Genomic DNA, 15,708 nt, shown 5'->3' on the forward strand with positions numbered 1-15,708 from the left:
AGCGGGACGTCTTGCTTTAGACGACCAACGCCTGACCGTCACCGCCAAGAGCGGCGGGCCGGTCAGGAAAAACCGTAACCGGGCCGGGCCGGCGGCGCACGCCGGCCCGGCGACCGGGGGGTCTCAGCGGGCCTGGGCCCGCGCGTGCGGATCGGTGCCGTTGAGGGTCTGCACGACCTTGTCGTAGTCGCCGCGCGCCTCGGCGTGGCGCAGGAACTTCACCCGCTCGACCAGGATCTCCCCGGCGTCGGGCCGGTCCCGCAGCAGCTCCATGACCTCGGCGACGAACTCGTCGAGCGGCATCGCCAGCTCGTTGTCCTCCTGGCCGGGCAGCAGCGCGGTGCGCACGGACGGCGGTACCAGCTCCAGGACCTCGACGCCGGTGTCGGCGAGCTGCAGCCGGATCGACTCGCTGAGCATGTGGATCGCGGCCTTGGAGGCGTTGTAGCTGGGCGTGGCCGACAGCGGGACGAAGGCCAGGCCGGAGGAGACGGTGAGGACGGTGGCCCTCGGCCGGGACCGCAGGTGCTCGATGAACGCGGCGATGAGCCGGATCGGCCCGAGCACGTTGGTGGTCACCACCTCCTCGGCGGAGGCGAGGAACGAGGCGGGGTCGTGCCAGTCCTCCACCCGCATGACGCCGGCCATGGTGACCAGCACGTCGAGGTCCGGGTGCCGGGCGAGCACCTCCGCCGCGGCCGCCGTGATGCTCGCGGCGTCCGAGGTGTCGATGCGTACGGTGTCGATGCCGGGGTGCCGGGCGGCGATCTCGGCCAGCAGGCCGGTCCGCCGGCCGCCGATGACGACGGTGTTGCCCCGGGCGTGCAGTTCCAGGGCGAGGGCGAGGCCGATGCCGCTGGTGGCACCGGGGATGAAGACGGTGTGTCCGGAGAGGTTCACGCGGTGGTCTCCTGGTCGGTGCCGGTGTCGTCGCCTTCGAGCAGGGCGCGGGTCAGGACGGTGTCCCCGATCCCCCAGCCGCCGTCGGGAACCTCCTCGACGAGCACCATGGTGGTCGCGCGGGCCCGCTCGCCGTAGATCTCGGCGTACAGGTCGGTGGTGCGGTGGACGATGAGTTCCTTCTGCTGCGCGGTGAGTGTGCCCTCGGGCACCTTGAAGTTCGCGAACGGCATGTCGTGGCTCCTTGTGTCGTGGTGACGTCTCCACGATGGGCGCCCGGGCCGGGCGGAGCCAGTTGCCGCGTACCCAGGGGTCGGCACCCCCTGGCTGGGCCGGGCGGCCGGCCGCACACTGGGGGCATGGACCTCGCTGAACTCGGTGCTTTCCTCAAGTCGCGGCGCGACCGGATCCGTCCGGCCGACGTCGGTCTGCCCACCGGGCCCCGGCGGCGGGTGCCGGGGCTGCGGCGGGACGAGGTGGCGCACCTGGCGGGGGCCTCCGTCGACTACTACATCGAGCTGGAGCGGGGCGGCGCGCAGCCGTCCGAGCAGATGCTCGCGGCGCTGGCCCGCGCGCTGCGGCTGACCCAGGACGAACGCGACCACCTGTACCACCTCGCCGGGCGCCCGCTGCCGTCACCGGGCGGCCCGGCGGCCCATGTCCACCCCGGCATGCTGGACCTCCTGGACCGGCTGACCGGCACCCCCGCGCAGGTCATCACCGACCTGCACGTCACGCTGGTGCAGAACCCCCTCGCCGTGGCCCTGTTCGGCCCGGCGCCCGCCGCCGACTCGCCCGGGGCGAGCCTGGCGTGGCGCTGGTTCACCGACCCGGCGTCCCGGCACATCTACCCGGCCGAGGACCACGCCCACCAGTCCCGGCAGCTCGTCGCGGACCTGCGGGCGGCGGTCGGCCGGCGCGGCGCGAAGGACCCGGAGGCCGCCGCGATGGTGTCCGGACTGCGCGCGGCCAGCGATGAGTTCGCGGAGCTGTGGGACCGGCACGACGTCGCCGTCCGCCGTGCCGAGCGCAAGCGGATCGTGCATCCCCGGCTCGGGGTGATCGAGGTCAACTGCCTCACCCTGTTCAGCGAGGACGGCCGCCAGCGGCTGCTGTGGTTCACCCCCGCCGTCGGCACCGAGTCCGGCGCCCGGCTGGAACTGCTCGGCGTCCTCGGCACCCAGGACCTGGTGCCGGAACACTCCTGAGCGACGGGGCGGGAAGCCGTACCCCTAGGGTGTGGCCCATGCCTGCCACGTTGAGTTCCGCGAGAACCCGCGCCGCACTGCGCACCACCGCGCGTTTCTCCGCCGAGTCGCTGCTGGTGCTGGCGGCGCTCGCGGTCGCCCTCTGGATCCTCGGCCGGATGTGGTCGGTGGTGTGGCCGCTGATCATCGGCCTGCTGCTGACCACGCTGACCTGGCCCCTGGCCCGTGTGCTGCGCCGGCACAAGTGGCCCCCGGCGCTCGCGGCGTCGGCGGTGACCGTGCTGTTCCTGCTGGTCATAGCCGGCATCGTGACGCTGATCGCGGTGCCGATGGCGTCCCAGACCGACGAGCTGACCGACGGGGTCACCGAGGGCATCCAGAAGCTGCGGGACTGGGCGGCGGGCCCGCCGCTGAACATCGACGACAGTCAGATCACGCACGCCGTCGACTCGGCGATGGCCCGGGTCCAGGACAGCGTCGGCACCATCACCACCACCGTGGCCACCGGGATCAGTACGGTCGTCAACGGGCTGATCACCGCCGTGCTGGCGGTCTTCCTGATGTTCTTCTTCCTCAAGGACGGGCCCCGCTTCCTGCCGTGGCTCGCCCGCCAGTTGCCCGGCCGGCTCGCCACCGACGTCCCGGTGGTGGCCGCGCGGAGCTGGGAGACGCTCGGGTCCTTCGTCCGCTCCCAGGCGCTGGTCGGGCTCCTCGACGGTGTCTTCATCGGCCTCGGGCTGTGGATCCTCGGGGTGCCGCTGGTGCTGCCGCTGGCGGTGCTCACCTTCGTGTCGGCGTTCGTGCCCATCGTGGGCGCCCTGTTCGCCGGGTTCGTCGCGGTGCTGATCGCCCTGGTGTCCAACGGGCTGACGGACGCGCTGATCACCCTCGCGATCATCGTGCTGGTCCAGCAGTTGGAGGGCAACGTGTTCCAGCCGATCATCCAGAGCCGGGGCCTGGGGCTGCACGCTGCGGTGGTCCTGCTGGCGGTCACCCTCGGCGGCAGCCTCGCCGGGATCGTCGGCAGCCTGCTGGCCGTGCCGGTCGCCGCGCTGATCGCGGTGGTCTGGAACTACGTACGCGAACAGCTCGGCGACGAACCGGACGGCCCGGACCACCCTGACACCCCGGGCGGCCCGGACCGGCCGGAACCCGTGCCCGGACCGGCCGCCGCCGGGTGAGCGGGGCGGGGTCCGGCGTCGGGGTCACTTCTTCTTCTTGAGTGCGGAGGGCTTGTGGACGGCGGTCCGGCCGGACTTGTCGCTGCGCACCTCGTACTGCGGGTCGTCCGGGGACGCGTCCACCGTGCGGCCGGCCGCCTCCGTCCGCTCGGTGATCTTCTTCTCCACCCGTCCCTCGGTCTCGTTGCCGTGGCTGCTCCAGGCGACCTTGTCGCCCTTGTGCGGCCGCTCGTCCCGGTCTCGGTTCTTCGCCATGCCGTGCTCCCTGCCGCCGGTCCGGTCCCGGCTGTTCGCCGTACTTCCAGCCTGCGGGCAACCGGCCCGTCCCGCACACGCGGGGCGTCAGCCGCTCCCCGCCGGGGTGAACCGGACGGGCAGGCTCAGCGGGCCCCGGATCAGCAGGCCGGGGCGCCAGGTGAGGGCCGCCGGGTGGATGTCCAGGGCGAGGCCGGCGCAGCGCTCCAGCAGGGTGCGTACGGCGATCCGGGCCTCCAGGCGGGCCAGCGGCGCGCCCAGGCAGTAGTGGATGCCGTGGCCGAACGCGACATGGCCCCGCGCGTCGCGGCCGATGTCGAAGCGGTCGGGCTCCGGGAACCGCGCCGGATCGCGGTCGGCGTCGGCCAGGGCGATCAGGACCAGCTCACCGCCGCCGGGGACGGTGGTGTCGCCGATGGTGACGGGTTCGGTGGTGAAGCGGTACGACGGGGTCTCCACGGGACCGTCGTAGCGCAGCATCTCCTCGACCGCCGCGTCGATCCGGCTCAGGTCGGCGCGGAGGGCGGCCAACTGGTCGGGGTGGGTGAGCAGGGCGAGGACGCCGTTGGAGATCAGGTTGACGGTGGTCTCGTGGCCGGCGACCAGCAGCAGCCAGGCCATGCCGAGCAGTTCGTCGGGCGACAGGGTGTCGCCGTCCTCGTCCGAGCCGTGGATCAGGGCGCTCATCAGGTCGTCGCCGGGGTGCTGCCGCTTCTCCGCGACCAGCTCCACGAGGTAGCGGGCCATGGCGGCGGCGGCCGCCGCGCGGGCGTCCGGGTCGGTGCTGCTGAGCGCGTCGTTCGACCATGCGCGGAAGGAGCGGCGGTCCAGGTCGGGGACGCCGAGGAGGTCGCAGATGACGGAGATGGGCAGCGGGAAGGACAGCGCCTCGACCAGGTCGGCCCGGCCGTCGGGGGCGGCGAGCATGGCGTCCAGGAGGGTGTCGGTGGTCTTCTGCACGCGCGGGGCGAGTTCCGCGACCCGCCGGGCGGTGAACTCACGGGCGACCAGTCTGCGCAGCCGGGTGTGGTCGGGCGGGTCGGAGCCGAGCATGTGCCGGCCGGAGGAGACGGCGCCGAGCTTGAAGGACGGTGCCGCCTTGTTCCAGTCCTTGGACAGCCGGGGGTCGGCGAGGGCGGCCCGCCCGGCCTCGTAGCCGACGACGAGCCACGCCTCGGCGTTGCCCTCCGGCATCCGGATGCGGTGCACCGGGCCCCGGGCCCGTAAGCGGGCGTAGACGGGATACGGATCGCGGGCGAACTCCTCGCCGAGGGCGGCGAGGTCGACGATGGTCATGGGGCGGTCACCTTCCATGGGCCGGTCGCGGTGTCGCGGTGTCGTCTCCGGACCGCGGGGTGCCGTGCCGTGCTCCCTTCGCTTCCGTACCCCCTGCTCCCGCGGTGGCCGGGAGAGCGACCGTTCCAGCATGGTCGCCGCGTTCCGTCCGGTCCAGAGCGCGGTCCGGCGGGAGGGCGTCCCGCGTCACCGGTCCGCGTCCGACCGCACCGGCGCCGGCCGCGGCTCCCGTCCGGGCGTCCGGTGCGCGGCGTGCAGGAGGCAGGAGGTGGCCACCACGAAGGGCCACAGGGACTGCACGGCCGTCACCGCGCGTTCGGCGACGCCCATCGCGCCGTGCCGGTGCATCTCGACCAGGAACCAGGCGCCGCCCACCGCCATCACCGCGGTCGCGGCGAAGGCGGGCGCGGGCCTGAGCGCCCACGGCGCGGCGTCGCCGCCGGTGGCGGCCAGCACCGGCCAGAGCGCCAGCAGGGCGAAGCCGATCACGGCCACCGCGCCGTGGCGCAGGGAGCCGCCGCTGCTCGGCGCGGGCAGCGCCGCCACCACCAGCGCGGCCACCCCGCCACCGGCCAGCGCCAGCCGTCCGGCGGTGGCCGCCACCCGCAGCCCCCAGGCGGTGAGCAGGTGGCAGACGCCCAGGCCGAGGAAGGCGCCGTTCATCACCCAGTACCCCGGGGTCCCGTACGCCGCCAGGACGCTGATCGTCTCGGTGACGGGGTCGTAGCCGCCGCCTTCCATCGCCGCGGCGACGGCCCAGCCCGCGATCAGCAGGACCGGCGCACTCCCCGACGACAGCAGCACCCACCTGGGAACCCTTCTCACCGGACCACCATAAAGCGGACAGCCCCCGGCATAACGGTCGCCGCTTCGACGTCCGTCGAAAAGCCGCCGCCGCGCGTGCGGGGTGCGGGAGGGTCGTGGTGCGGCGGCCGCGCGGGCCGCCGCACCTTCGAAGGGATCGCCATGACCAGCTCTCGACGTGACCGCCGACACGACCGCCGCCCCGTGGCCGTACTCGCACTGCTGGCCGGCCTGGCGGCGGCGGTCGCCGGGATCGGTGCCTCCGCCGCGTCCGCCACGGGGGACGGGGGCCGAGTGGTCGCCGGGGCGTACGACCCGAACGGCGTCTACGACCCGAACGGCGCCTATGACCCCAACGGGGTGTACGACCCGAACGGCGCGTACGACCCGAACGCGCTGACCCGCTGACCCGGCGGCGCCGGGTTCAGCAGACGCCGTCGCCCGGCTTGGGGTTGCCCAGGCCGAAGAGCGGGCGCAGCTTGAGGCCCACCCAGGTGCCGGCCAGGGCGAAGGCGCCCCAGACCCAGCCGCTCAGGCTGCCGGAGGCGATGCCCGCGAGGTAGGCGCCGATGTTGCAGCCGCCGGCCAGCCGGGCGCCGATGCCCATCAGGACGCCGCCCAGCACCGAGGCGACCGCCGTGCGCCAGGGGATGCCGCGGTGCAGGGCCCAGGTGCCGCCGAGCGCGGCGGCGACCGCGGCGCCGATCATGATGCCGATGTCGGTGAGGCTGGTCTTGTCGGCGAGGACCGGGCCGGCGAGCATCGCGTCGTTGCCGGGCTGCCGCCACCAGGTCCACTGTTCCGGGTGGCCGCCGAGCGCACCCACCAGTTCCGAGCCCCACAGGCTGAACGCGCTGGTGATGCCCCAGGCGCCGCCGGACACCAGCAGGACGCCCGCGCCGAGCACGGCCAGCGCGAGGGCGCCGACGGCCAGCGGCCAGGAGCCGCGCACCGCGCGCAGGGCCGCGCCGCGCGCGGAGGGCACCGGGCCGATCGGCGGCGGGTTGCGGCGGGCCTGGATCCGGCGGGAGACCCACACCACCAGCAGCAGTACGGCGATGGTGACGGCCCAGGATCCGAACCAGCCGATGTGGTCGGCGAGGACCACCGGCCGCCAGGCGGGGAGGTCCTTCCACAGGTCGTACTGCCAGGCGGCGAGCGTCGCCCCGGTGATGAACCCGGCGAGGGTCAGCACCACCGAGGTCTGTCCGGAGCCGACGGCGAAGAGGGTGCCGGAGGCGCAGGCGCCGCCGAGCTGCATGCCGATCGCGAAGAGGACCGACCCGGCCACCAGGCCGACCCCGAGCGGCCCGGCGGAGGGCGCGGGCTGGGCGCCGAACAGACCGGTGCCCGTGCCGATGAGCAGGGCGAACAGGGTGGCGGTGGTGCCGAGCAGCAGGGTGTGGGCGCGCAGTCCGGTGCCGTTGCCGACGGCGACCAACTGGCGCCAGGCGGAGGTGAAGCCGAACCGGGAGTGGAAGAGGGCGACGCCCAGGCCGAGGCCCAGCAGGAGCAGGACGCCCGGCTTGGCGCCGTGCGCGGACCAGACGTACGCGGTCAGCGCCACGGCCGGCAGCGCGGCCACGGCGAGCGGGGTGCGGCGCACCGGGGGCAGAGGCGGTGCGGCGGGCCGGACGGAGGAGGTGGGGGACGGGGTGAACAGGCCGGTGGGCACGCGCGGCGGCGCGGGGGCCCCGGCGGGCGGTGCGGTGGTCACGGACGATCTCCGGGGTGGGGCACGGGAACGACGGGTGGGGGGACGGATGCCGGGCCGACGGCGGCGCGCGACGCGGAGGCGCCGGGGCGTCCGGGCTCAGGGATGCGGAGGCCCCGGGCGCGAGGACGGGGATGCGGAGGCGCCGGGGCGCGGAGGTATCAGCACGCGGAGGCGTCACGGCGCACGGAGGCGTCAGGCGCGGCCGGGGCGGTGTTCAGCGGCGACAGAGGCCGTCGTCGACGCACCACGCCGAGTTCGCGAAGAGCGCGAGGCACAGCAGCGGAGCCGAAGCAGACATGCGTGCGAATATAACGGAACGATCGACTCCGGAAACCCTTCCGTCTCGCCATGTGGACGATTCTTCGAGACAGCGGCGGCTGAAGTACTGCGTTCTCGCGGGCCTGCCGGGCGGGCCGGCGGCGTCCCGTGCCCGGCCGGTGGCCCCCCGGGTCAGGTGAGGACGGTCTCCCAGGTGTCGACGGCGTAGTGCACGGTCATGCCGTGGCGGCCGTACAGGCGGGGGGCGCCCGTCGTGTTGGCGGTGTCGACGCCGAGGCCCACGGTGTCGCGGCCCCGGGCGGCGAACGCCGCGAAGGCGTGGCGCAGCAGCAGGCCGCCGAGGCCCCGGCCGCGGGCCTCGCGCCGGACGCCGAGGCTGCGTATCCAGCCCATCGCCGCGCGGTCGTCCCGGGCGAGCAGGAACCCGGCGTCGCCCAGGTCGTCGGTGGCGGCGATCCACACCAGGGACCAGTCCAGCCCTCCGGCGTCGATGTCGTGCAGCCACTGCCGGTACGTGCGCGGCTGGAAGTCGAAGTGCCCGGCGAACGACGCCTGGTACAGCTCGTGCACCCGCCTCCGGTCCGCCTCGGTGGCGCAGGCCCGCACCCGCGTCCCGGCCGGGGGCCCGGGCGGCAGGTCCCGCGCCGGGTCCAGCGGCCGGTGCAGTACGTGGTAGCGGCGTACGGTGTGCCAGCCCCGGGCGGTGAGCAGGGCGGTGTCGGTCGTGGGCCGGGTGTTCAGGTGCAGGTGGACGACGGCCCGCGCGGCGCCGTTCGCCCGGGCCACGGCCAGCGCGCGGGCCTCCATCGCCGCGAGCATCTCCAGCCCGGCCCGCTGGTGACCGGGCAGCACGTAGTGGTCGATGTCGACGCGCTCCCCGCCGGACTCGTCCCACAGCAGCCCGTACGCCACCGGCACACCGTCCTCGACGGCGACCCAGGAGTCGCGTGCCAGGTCCCGGTCGGGGTGCTTCAGGTCGGCCTCGACGGTGTGCTGGTCGGTCTCGGGGCGGCCGATCTCGATGCGGTCGATCTCGTTGAGCAGGGCGGTGAGGGCGGGGGCGTCGTCGAGCGTGGCCGGCCGCAGGAAGGCTGGGGACATGCCGGAAAGCGTCGGGGGGCGGGACCGGCGCCCGCAAGGCGATTTCCCGGTCGGGTCACCGTCGCCCCGCCCCGCCCCGCGTCTCAGTCCTCCGCCACCAGCGCCGGGGTCGAGCGGGTCAGTACCTCGCCGCGGAAGAAGGCCGGGCTGCGGTGGCGCATGACGGTCATGACGACCAGGCCGAGGGCGAGCAGGCCGACGCCGATCACGAAGACCGAGCCGACGCCGAGGACGGACGATCCGCTGCCGTAGGCCGGGTCCCACATGTCGGCCAGCGTCTTGACGAAGACCGCCGCGAGCAGCAGCCCGCCGACCACCGGGAAGACCCCCTTGAACAGCAGGTCGCGGCCGGAGGCCCGCAGGTCGGCGCGGAAGTACCAGGCGCAGGCGAAGGCGGTCAGCGCGTAGTAGAAGCAGATCATGAGGCCGAGCGCGTAGATCGTGTCGACCAGGACGTGTTCGCTGACCAGTGTCATCACCGTGTAGAACACGCCGGTCGCGACGCCCGCGGTCACCGTGGCGCGGCCGGGGGTGCGGAAGCGCGGGTGCACCTCGGCGTAGGAGGCGGGCAGCGCCTCGTACGCCGACATGGCCAGCACCGTACGGGCGACGGGGATGAACGTGGTCTGCAGGCTGGCCGCGGCCGAGGCGAGGACGGCGACGAACAGCAGGACGCCGAGCGCGGGGCCCATCACCGGACCGGCCAGGGCGGCGAAGACGTTGTCCGAGGTCTCGGGGTTGGCGAGGCCGAGGCCCTGGTCGCCGGAGCCGACGGCCATCTGCGCGGCGACGCCGGTGGCGAGGTAGGAGCCGACGAGCACCACCATGGCGACGAGCGCGGCCCGGCCGGGCGTCCGGCTGCTGCCGCTGGTCTCCTCGTTGGCCGTCAGACAGGCGTCCCAGCCCCAGTACATGAAGATGGAGAGCGACAGCCCGGCCGTGAACGCGGCGAACGACTGGACGGCGAACGGATTCAGCCATGACCAGGAGAAGTCCGCGGAGGTCGGGAAGTCCGCGTCGCCGGCCTTGGTGAAGGCCATGGCCACGAAGACGGCCAGGACCAGCAGTTGGAGCGCGACCAGGGTGTACTGCAGGCCCTTGGTCGCGGTCATCCCGCGATAGCTGATCACCGTGGCGACGGCGATCAGTGTCAGGCAGGTGACGATGTGCACGGCCTTGTCGCCGTCGAGGCCGGCCACCGCGTCACTGCCGGTGATCTCGCCCGCGAGCAGCCAGAAGTACGAGGTCGCCACGCCCGCCAGGTTGGAGAGCACGATGATCGTGGCGATGACCAGGCCCCAGCCGCACATCCAGCCCACGCGGGGCCCGAACGCCTTCACCGTCCAGGTGAACGAGGTGCCGCAGTCGGGCATGGCCTTGTTCAGCTCGCGGTAGGCGAAGGCGACCAGCAGCATCGGCAGGAACCCGGCGAGGAACACCGCCGGCATCTGCGGGCCGACCTCGCCGGCCGTGGAGCCGAGCGTGGAGGTCAGGCAGTAGACCGGGGCGACGGTGGAGACACCGATGACCGCGCTGCCCAGCAGGCCGACGGAATTCCCGCTCAGGCCCTTCGCGCGCATGCCGTCGGCGGGGGCCCCGTCGCCCTTGTCGGTGGCCCCGGGCCGTACGTCGAGCTGAGTCATGAACGAGACGTTAAATCCTGCGGTTTCCGTGGTGTCGGTTCCGCGACGCGATCCACCCGCCCGTCAGCGCACCGTCACTTCGCTGGCGATAGCGACTTCCCACCTTTCAATCGATGGCAGAGTCTCGATCATGTCCGACAGCTCACAGGCCGACTGGTGGGTGTCCGGTATTCGGTAACCGCAGCGGTGGCCGAATCTCGCCCTTCCCCCCTTGCCTCATGATCTGCGTCACACCGGGAGTGTACGTTCGTACGCTCGCGGGGTAGGGTCGCCGTCATGCCGCCGACCGACTACTTCGCAGGCGACCCGCGCAGCAACCTGGAACGGATGCGGGCGGGCGACCTCTACATCGCCGACGACCCCGAGATCGCCCGCCGCCAGCAGCGGGCGGTGCGGCTGGCCGCCCGGTACCAGGCCGCCTACGCCGAGGACGCCGGTGCCGCCCGGCCGCTCCTCGGGGAACTACTCGGCTCGCTGGGCGAGGACGCGCACGTACGACCGCCGCTGTACGTGGACTACGGCGACCACATCGCGATCGGGGCGCGCACCTTCGTCAACTACAACCTGACCGCGCTGGACGTCGCGGCGATCACCATCGGCGCGGACTGCCAGATCGGACCGAACGTCCAGTTGCTGACGCCGACGCATCCGCTGGAGCCGGGGCCCCGGCGGGACAAGCTGGAGGCGGCCCGGCCGATCACCATCGGCGACAACGTGTGGCTCGGCGGGGGCGCCATCGTGCTGCCCGGGGTGACCATCGGGGACGACTCGGTCATCGGCGCCGGCGCGGTCGTCACCAAGGACGTGCCGCCGGGTGTGGTCGCCGTCGGCAACCCCGCCCGCCCGGTCCGCGACCTCTGACCTCCGGTACGCCGACTCCGCCATGGCCACCGGACACACGGACCCCCACCGCCGCGACCGCATCCTCGACGCCGCCCTCGACCTGATCGCCGAGGAGGGCGTCGCGGGCGTCTCCCACCGGAAGATCGCGTCCCGCGCGGGGGTCCCGCTCGGCTCGATGACGTACCACTTCGACGGGATGGACGAGGTGCTCCGCGCGGCGTTCCGCCGGTTCACGGACCACATCGTCGCCGTCTTCGACGCGCACCTGGCCGCCCCGGCCGACCGGGAGGAGGCGAGGGCGGCGGTGGCCGATCTGGTGCACCGCCTCTCCGAGGGCAGCCGCCGGGACCTGGTCCTCACCCAGGAGCTGTACACCCTCGCCGCCCGCCGTCCCGCCTACCGGGAACTCACCCACGAGTGGATGGGCCGCAGCCGGGTCCACCTGGAGAAGCACTTCGACCCGGACACCGCCCGCCAGCTCGACGCGTTGATCGAGGGCCTCACCCTGCACCGGGCCCTGGCCGCCGCACCGCACGGCCGCGCCCTGACCCTGGAAGCCGTCCGGCGCATCACCACGACACCCGCCGAGCGGGCCCCTCAGCCGCCCGTGCGGCACGGAACCTGACCGCCGTGCCGCACGGGCCCCGGCCACCCCGTCCCCTCCCCCGCCCGGCGACGCCCCGTCACGGAATGTCGCCCTGCCAGTCGAAGCGCCGCGCGTCCGTCGGCCGGGGCGCGTACACGGAACGGCCCCCGGGTCCGTACCGGCCTATCTCCGTCGGCAGCGCGACACCCGCGCCCGGGTCGCGGGCCTCGGTGACGTCCAGGAGCAGGCCGTCCAGCGGACCGCCGACCAGTTGCGCGTACGCGCGTCCGGCCCGTGGCCCGGGATCGCCGTGGTCGGCGCCGTAGACCCGGCCGTGCATGAACTCCGCCTCATCCATGCCCCGAAGCCTCGCATCCGCCACTGACATCCACGGCCGCACCGCGGCCCCGCTGTCCACGGCCGGCGTCCGGGCCGGGGGGATCCGCGCGTCCGTCACCGGGGCCCGGCGTACGGCAGGATGAGCACCATGAGCGTAGTCAAGATCAACGTACTGACCGTTCCCGCCGAGCAGCGGGAGACCCTGGAGAAGCGCTTCGCGTCGCGGGCGCACGCCGTGGAGAACTCCGACGGCTTCGAGTGGTTCGAACTCCTCCGGCCGGTCGAGGGCACCGACACCTACCTCGTCTACACCCGGTGGCGCGACGAGGAGTCCTTCCAGGCATGGATGGAGGGCCCGATGAAGACGGCCCACCAGGGCGGCGACGCCCCGTCCGGCGACCGCCCGAAGCCCGCGGCGAGCGGCTCCACGCTGTGGTCCTTCGAGGTCGTACAGCAGGCGGGTCCGGCGGGCGCGTAGTCCCCGCCGGGTCGCGCCGCAGGGCACCCCGGGTCCCCGTCCCCCGACGCGGGCCCGGGGCACCGCCGCTCGCCGGCCGCGGACCGGCGCCCGCCCCTCCCCCGCGTCACCCGGCTCACGCCTTCCTGAGGGTGATCGCCTGGGTGACGGCCGCGCCGACCGCCAGGAAGCCCGCCGCGACGGCGAGCGGGCCCGCCGTGGGCACCAGGGCGTCCGCGGAGTCCGAGGCGTTCTGCAAGCGGGTGAGCATGATGTTGACCGGCGAGACGCCTCTGCCCAGCAGCGCGGCCAGCAGGAGCACCAGGGCGAGGACGAGCGCGTAGCCCTGGCGTCGGAACACCAGCCGTGAGCAGACCAGTCCGATGGCCATGCCGGTGAGAGCACAGGTGAGTTGGGCCTCGACCCCCAGGGCCAGGTCCGCGGGGCCTGGTGTGTGGGTGCCGAACATCAGCGGCAGCAGCAGACCCGCGGCCGCCAGCAGCAGGCACCACACGGCGGCCGTGCCGACCGTCGCGAGCAGCACCCGCAGATGGCTTCCGGCGCTGACGACGACGATCGAGCGGTGCGCCCGGTCCTCCAGGCCGAGCAGGGCCATGGTCAGCCAGACCGAGCACGGCAGCATGGCCCCGGCCACCGAGGCGTAGGTCGCGGTGAGCGGACCGGCGTCGCTGCCGGTGAGCACGGCCACCAGACCGACGAACAGCAGCAGCGGCGCGACGCAGCGCTGGGACAGCAGCAGCACCGTGAACAGGTAACGCACCAGGGCGGTCACAGCGCGGACCTCCTCATGTCGAACCGGTGACGAGGTCCGCCCGCGGTTCCGGTGAGGCCCGCCACCGACCACCGGTGGCGCAGCGCGGTCAGCAGGACGGCGTCCAGGTGCTCCCGCGCCACTCGCAGCACGACCTCCCCGTCGCGCGAGGCGGAGTCGTCCACACCCGGCAGCGCCGACCAGTTGACTTCCGCCGGCCTGCCGCCCGCGGGCGGCACCGCCAGGACCAGCTCGACCACCGCCGCCCCGCGCCCGCCGCGCCCGCCTCCGTGCGAGGTGACCCGGCCGTCGCTGATGACGTGGACGCCCTCGGCGTGCGTCTCGGCGATCGCTTCGCGGTGGTCGGTGAAGACCACCGCCCCGCCCTGTGCGGCCGTTTCGCCGATGAGTTCGGAGAGGACACCGTGGGCCGAGGCGTCCAGACCCGACCAGGGCTCGTCGAGGACGAGCAGGTCGGGCCGGACGAGCAGGGCCTGGGCGAGCGCGACTTTCTGGGCGTTGCCCTTCGACAGCGTGCGCAGCGGGGCCTCCCGCTCGCCCACCAGGGACAGCCGCTCCAGCAGGTGGTCGCCCCGGGCGCGGGCGGCTGAGGTGGACAGGCCGCGGATGCGCCCCAGGTGGGTGAGGTAGGAGAGCGCCGAGACGCGGTCGTGGGGGGTGAAGCGGTCCGGTACGTAACCGATGTGCGTCAGTCGGCGCGACACGCTTCCGGAGGTGGGCCGGGACAGTCCGGCGAGGATCCTCAACAGGGTCGATTTCCCCGAGCCGTTGCCGCCCACCACCGCGAGGACATCACCGGCCGAGATCCTCATGTCGACGTCACGCAGGACCCACCGTCCGCCGCCGTACCGTTTGCCGACCGCCTCGCAACGTAACAACGCGTCCCTCCCTGTGGCCTGAGCACCGGCCCGTCCAGTCTGACGGACGGGAGACCTCGCCGTTCCTCCCGACGAAGGCCGCCGGGGCGAGCGTCCGCGCGGTGGTCGGCGGAGGGTGGCGCTCCGGGTGGTCGGGGTAGCCAGGCCGTCGTCTTGGCGGAGTCCGGCTGTGCGACCGGGAAGCTGTCCGGTGCCCCGGTCGCGCGGCGGGCCGTCGTGCCGGGCCGGCCGGGGCCGTCGTCCGCGCGGTGCGGTGGGACCGCCGCCGAGCGCGGTCACCGCCGTGGCCGGGACCCTCCCGGCCACCCGCCATCCGTCATGATCATGCGGGCTCGTACACTGCCCTTGTCCTGTGAGGCGTTGCCCGTGCACACCGTCGAACCCGACGCCGGGCCGGCGCCGCACAGGGCGTCCTGACGGGTTTTCGGGTCCGCCCGCCCCCCTTCGCAGCACGGGTGGGTCCGAGCCCCCTCCCCCCTCGTGAAAGGTGAACCACCATGGCCCTCGGGCTGCTTCGGCGTCGACGGCACCGGGATGCCGCGCACGCGGCTCTCACGCTGCCCCTCCCGGCCGGCGCGGGCGCCGTCGGCCGTACCGTGCTGGACCCGGTCGACCAGCCGCTGGCCGGGGCCGATGTCACGGTCACCGCGCTGGACACCCACCGGGTCGTCGCCCGCGGCACCACCGACCCCTACGGCCTGTTCCTGGCGGCGCTGCCCGCCGGCCGCTACAGCATGCTGATCGTCGCCGAGGGCCTGGAGCCGCACCGCGAGAGCCTCGATGTCACCGAGGGTGTCAGCGAGCCCCCGTCGGCCGTCCGGCTCCAGCCCGCGCGGCAGCTCGCGCTCCCGCCGGCCGGCAACTGGGTGTTCGACCCGCCGCACACGGCGATCCGGTTCATCGCCAAGCATGTGGGCATGGCCCATGTGCACGGCCGTTTCGAGCGGTTCGACGGTGCGGTGCACATAGCCCCGGACATGTCCGGCTCGCGGGTGCAGGTCCGGATCGAGGCGGCCAGCATCACCACCGGCAACACCACCCGGGACAACCACCTGCGCTCCGCCGACTTCCTCGACGTGGAGCGCTACCCGTACATCGACTTCGTCAGCACGCGGTTCGCGTTCCGCGGCGGCAGCAAGTGGACCCTCAACGGCACCCTCACCATGCACGGCGTGACCCGCTCGGTCGCGCTGGACACCACCTACCTGGGCACGGTCAACGGCGGGTACGGCGAGGAGCTGCGCTGCGCGGCCCTGGCCACCACCGAGCTGCACCGCGAGGACTACACCCTCAACTGGCGGTCGATGCTGGCCCGGGGCATCGCCGTGGTCGGCCCGACCGTGCAGTTGGAGCTGGACGTGCAGGCGATGTACCGCACGCCCGACACCCCGACGCCGCCGGAGTAGCCGCCCGGCCCGCCGCGGGCCC

18 protein-coding genes are annotated in these 15,708 nt (G+C 73.8%); 7 read left to right on the forward strand and 11 right to left on the reverse strand.

All coding sequences use genetic code 11. From position 1 onward, the window contains the following. Positions 1-123: 123 nt before the first annotated feature. Together IE316_RS08730 and IE316_RS08735 are read right to left on the reverse strand one after the other, a co-directional pair. Positions 124-900 (reverse strand): SDR family oxidoreductase, encoded by a 777-nt coding sequence (locus tag IE316_RS08730; RefSeq protein WP_190203585.1) that lies wholly within the window; start codon positions 898-900, stop codon positions 124-126. Beyond that, positions 897-1,133 carry a 4-oxalocrotonate tautomerase family protein gene (locus IE316_RS08735; protein WP_190203586.1) on the reverse strand — a complete coding sequence of 79 codons (237 nt, stop codon included), beginning with the start codon at positions 1,131-1,133 and terminating at the stop codon, positions 897-899. Before IE316_RS08735 ends, IE316_RS08730 begins: the two co-directional genes overlap by 4 nt. Before the next feature lie 126 nt (positions 1,134-1,259). On the opposite strand from IE316_RS08735, the gene IE316_RS08740 reads away from it, so the two are divergent. Together IE316_RS08740 and IE316_RS08745 are read left to right on the forward strand one after the other, a co-directional pair. Next, entirely contained in the window at positions 1,260-2,108 is an 849-nt protein-coding gene (locus IE316_RS08740) for an MmyB family transcriptional regulator (RefSeq protein ID WP_190203587.1), read from the forward strand. A 38-nt stretch (positions 2,109-2,146) separates the two neighbouring features. Then, positions 2,147-3,289 (forward strand): AI-2E family transporter, encoded by a 1,143-nt coding sequence (locus IE316_RS08745; RefSeq protein WP_190203588.1) that lies wholly within the window; start codon positions 2,147-2,149, stop codon positions 3,287-3,289. 24 nt (positions 3,290-3,313) lie between these two features. On the opposite strand, the gene IE316_RS08750 is transcribed toward IE316_RS08745, so the two are convergent. The 3 genes from IE316_RS08750 to IE316_RS08760 all read right to left on the reverse strand — a co-directional run bounded on the left by IE316_RS08750 (position 3,314) and on the right by IE316_RS08760 (position 5,665). Beyond that, positions 3,314-3,544, reverse strand: coding sequence for a hypervirulence associated TUDOR domain-containing protein (locus tag IE316_RS08750; RefSeq protein ID WP_190203589.1), 231 nt, complete (start codon positions 3,542-3,544; stop codon positions 3,314-3,316). 87 nt (positions 3,545-3,631) lie between these two features. Next, on the reverse strand, positions 3,632-4,840 hold the full coding sequence (locus IE316_RS08755) for a cytochrome P450 family protein (RefSeq protein WP_190203590.1): 1,209 nt from the start codon (positions 4,838-4,840) through the stop codon (positions 3,632-3,634). Positions 4,841-5,026: 186 nt separating this feature from the next. Next, on the reverse strand, positions 5,027-5,665 hold the full coding sequence (locus tag IE316_RS08760) for a DUF998 domain-containing protein (protein WP_190203591.1): 639 nt from the start codon (positions 5,663-5,665) through the stop codon (positions 5,027-5,029). Positions 5,666-5,848: 183 nt separating this feature from the next. On the opposite strand from IE316_RS08760, the gene IE316_RS08765 reads away from it, so the two are divergent. Beyond that, complete coding sequence (locus IE316_RS08765) at positions 5,849-6,052, forward strand: hypothetical protein (protein WP_190203592.1); 204 nt, start codon at positions 5,849-5,851, stop codon at positions 6,050-6,052. Between the two features lie 16 nt (positions 6,053-6,068). Here IE316_RS08765 and IE316_RS08770 read toward each other — a convergent pair whose 3' ends face one another. From IE316_RS08770 to IE316_RS08780, 3 genes are all read right to left on the reverse strand, one after another. Continuing rightward, positions 6,069-7,361 (reverse strand): YeeE/YedE family protein, encoded by a 1,293-nt coding sequence (locus tag IE316_RS08770; RefSeq protein ID WP_190203593.1) that lies wholly within the window; start codon positions 7,359-7,361, stop codon positions 6,069-6,071. 450 nt (positions 7,362-7,811) lie between these two features. Beyond that, entirely contained in the window at positions 7,812-8,741 is a 930-nt protein-coding gene (locus IE316_RS08775) for a GNAT family N-acetyltransferase (protein ID WP_190203594.1), read from the reverse strand. An 83-nt stretch (positions 8,742-8,824) separates the two neighbouring features. Next, a complete protein-coding gene (locus tag IE316_RS08780) occupies positions 8,825-10,384 on the reverse strand; it encodes an APC family permease (protein WP_190203595.1) in 1,560 nt (519 codons plus the stop codon). A gap of 276 nt (positions 10,385-10,660) precedes the next feature. Here IE316_RS08780 and IE316_RS08785 point away from each other — a divergent pair, with 276 nt between their 5' ends. Both IE316_RS08785 and IE316_RS08790 read left to right on the forward strand, forming a co-directional pair. After that, the gene (locus IE316_RS08785; protein WP_190203596.1) at positions 10,661-11,245 is read left to right on the forward strand and encodes a sugar O-acetyltransferase; all 585 of its coding nucleotides are present in this window, start codon (positions 10,661-10,663) and stop codon (positions 11,243-11,245) included. 22 nt (positions 11,246-11,267) lie between these two features. Further along, positions 11,268-11,852, forward strand: a complete 585-nt coding sequence (locus IE316_RS08790; RefSeq protein WP_190203597.1) for a TetR/AcrR family transcriptional regulator — start codon at positions 11,268-11,270, stop codon at positions 11,850-11,852. 58 nt (positions 11,853-11,910) lie between these two features. Here IE316_RS08790 and IE316_RS08795 read toward each other — a convergent pair whose 3' ends face one another. Continuing rightward, positions 11,911-12,171 carry a hypothetical protein gene (locus IE316_RS08795; protein WP_190203598.1) on the reverse strand — a complete coding sequence of 87 codons (261 nt, stop codon included), beginning with the start codon at positions 12,169-12,171 and terminating at the stop codon, positions 11,911-11,913. Between the two features lie 129 nt (positions 12,172-12,300). On the opposite strand from IE316_RS08795, the gene IE316_RS08800 reads away from it, so the two are divergent. After that, on the forward strand, positions 12,301-12,630 hold the full coding sequence (locus IE316_RS08800; RefSeq protein WP_190203599.1) for an antibiotic biosynthesis monooxygenase family protein: 330 nt from the start codon (positions 12,301-12,303) through the stop codon (positions 12,628-12,630). 115 nt (positions 12,631-12,745) lie between these two features. On the opposite strand, the gene IE316_RS08805 is transcribed toward IE316_RS08800, so the two are convergent. Further along, positions 12,746-13,402: a hypothetical protein gene (locus tag IE316_RS08805; protein ID WP_190203600.1), complete on the reverse strand. Its 657-nt coding sequence runs from the start codon at positions 13,400-13,402 to the stop codon at positions 12,746-12,748. After that, on the reverse strand, positions 13,399-14,229 hold the full coding sequence (locus tag IE316_RS08810; protein WP_268257636.1) for an ATP-binding cassette domain-containing protein: 831 nt from the start codon (positions 14,227-14,229) through the stop codon (positions 13,399-13,401). The genes IE316_RS08805 and IE316_RS08810 overlap by 4 nt, the downstream gene beginning before the upstream one ends. A gap of 548 nt (positions 14,230-14,777) precedes the next feature. Here IE316_RS08810 and IE316_RS08815 point away from each other — a divergent pair. Continuing rightward, the gene (locus IE316_RS08815; protein ID WP_190203602.1) at positions 14,778-15,686 is read left to right on the forward strand and encodes a YceI family protein; all 909 of its coding nucleotides are present in this window, start codon (positions 14,778-14,780) and stop codon (positions 15,684-15,686) included. Positions 15,687-15,708: the final 22 nt, after the last annotated feature.

Source organism: Streptomyces fumanus, from assembly GCF_014655295.1.
Lineage (GTDB): Bacteria > Actinomycetota > Actinomycetes > Streptomycetales > Streptomycetaceae > Streptomyces > Streptomyces fumanus.

Bases quoted from the DNA above. Each gene is read 5' to 3' on its own strand.
- IE316_RS08790 (WP_190203597.1), top strand. From the start codon at position 11,268: ATGGCCACCGGACACACGGACCCCCACCGCCGCGACCGCATCCTCGAC.
- IE316_RS08755 (WP_190203590.1), bottom strand. From the start codon at position 4,840: ATGACCATCGTCGACCTCGCCGCCCTCGGCGAGGAGTTCGCCCGCGAT.
- IE316_RS08750 (WP_190203589.1), bottom strand. From the start codon at position 3,544: ATGGCGAAGAACCGAGACCGGGACGAGCGGCCGCACAAGGGCGACAAG.
- IE316_RS08735 (WP_190203586.1), bottom strand. From the start codon at position 1,133: ATGCCGTTCGCGAACTTCAAGGTGCCCGAGGGCACACTCACCGCGCAG.
- IE316_RS08775 (WP_190203594.1), bottom strand. From the start codon at position 8,741: ATGTCCCCAGCCTTCCTGCGGCCGGCCACGCTCGACGACGCCCCCGCC.
- IE316_RS08795 (WP_190203598.1), bottom strand. From the start codon at position 12,171: ATGGATGAGGCGGAGTTCATGCACGGCCGGGTCTACGGCGCCGACCAC.
- IE316_RS08780 (WP_190203595.1), bottom strand. From the start codon at position 10,384: ATGACTCAGCTCGACGTACGGCCCGGGGCCACCGACAAGGGCGACGGG.
- IE316_RS08740 (WP_190203587.1), top strand. From the start codon at position 1,260: ATGGACCTCGCTGAACTCGGTGCTTTCCTCAAGTCGCGGCGCGACCGG.
- IE316_RS08815 (WP_190203602.1), top strand. From the start codon at position 14,778: ATGGCCCTCGGGCTGCTTCGGCGTCGACGGCACCGGGATGCCGCGCAC.
- IE316_RS08800 (WP_190203599.1), top strand. From the start codon at position 12,301: ATGAGCGTAGTCAAGATCAACGTACTGACCGTTCCCGCCGAGCAGCGG.
- IE316_RS08745 (WP_190203588.1), top strand. From the start codon at position 2,147: ATGCCTGCCACGTTGAGTTCCGCGAGAACCCGCGCCGCACTGCGCACC.
- IE316_RS08785 (WP_190203596.1), top strand. From the start codon at position 10,661: ATGCCGCCGACCGACTACTTCGCAGGCGACCCGCGCAGCAACCTGGAA.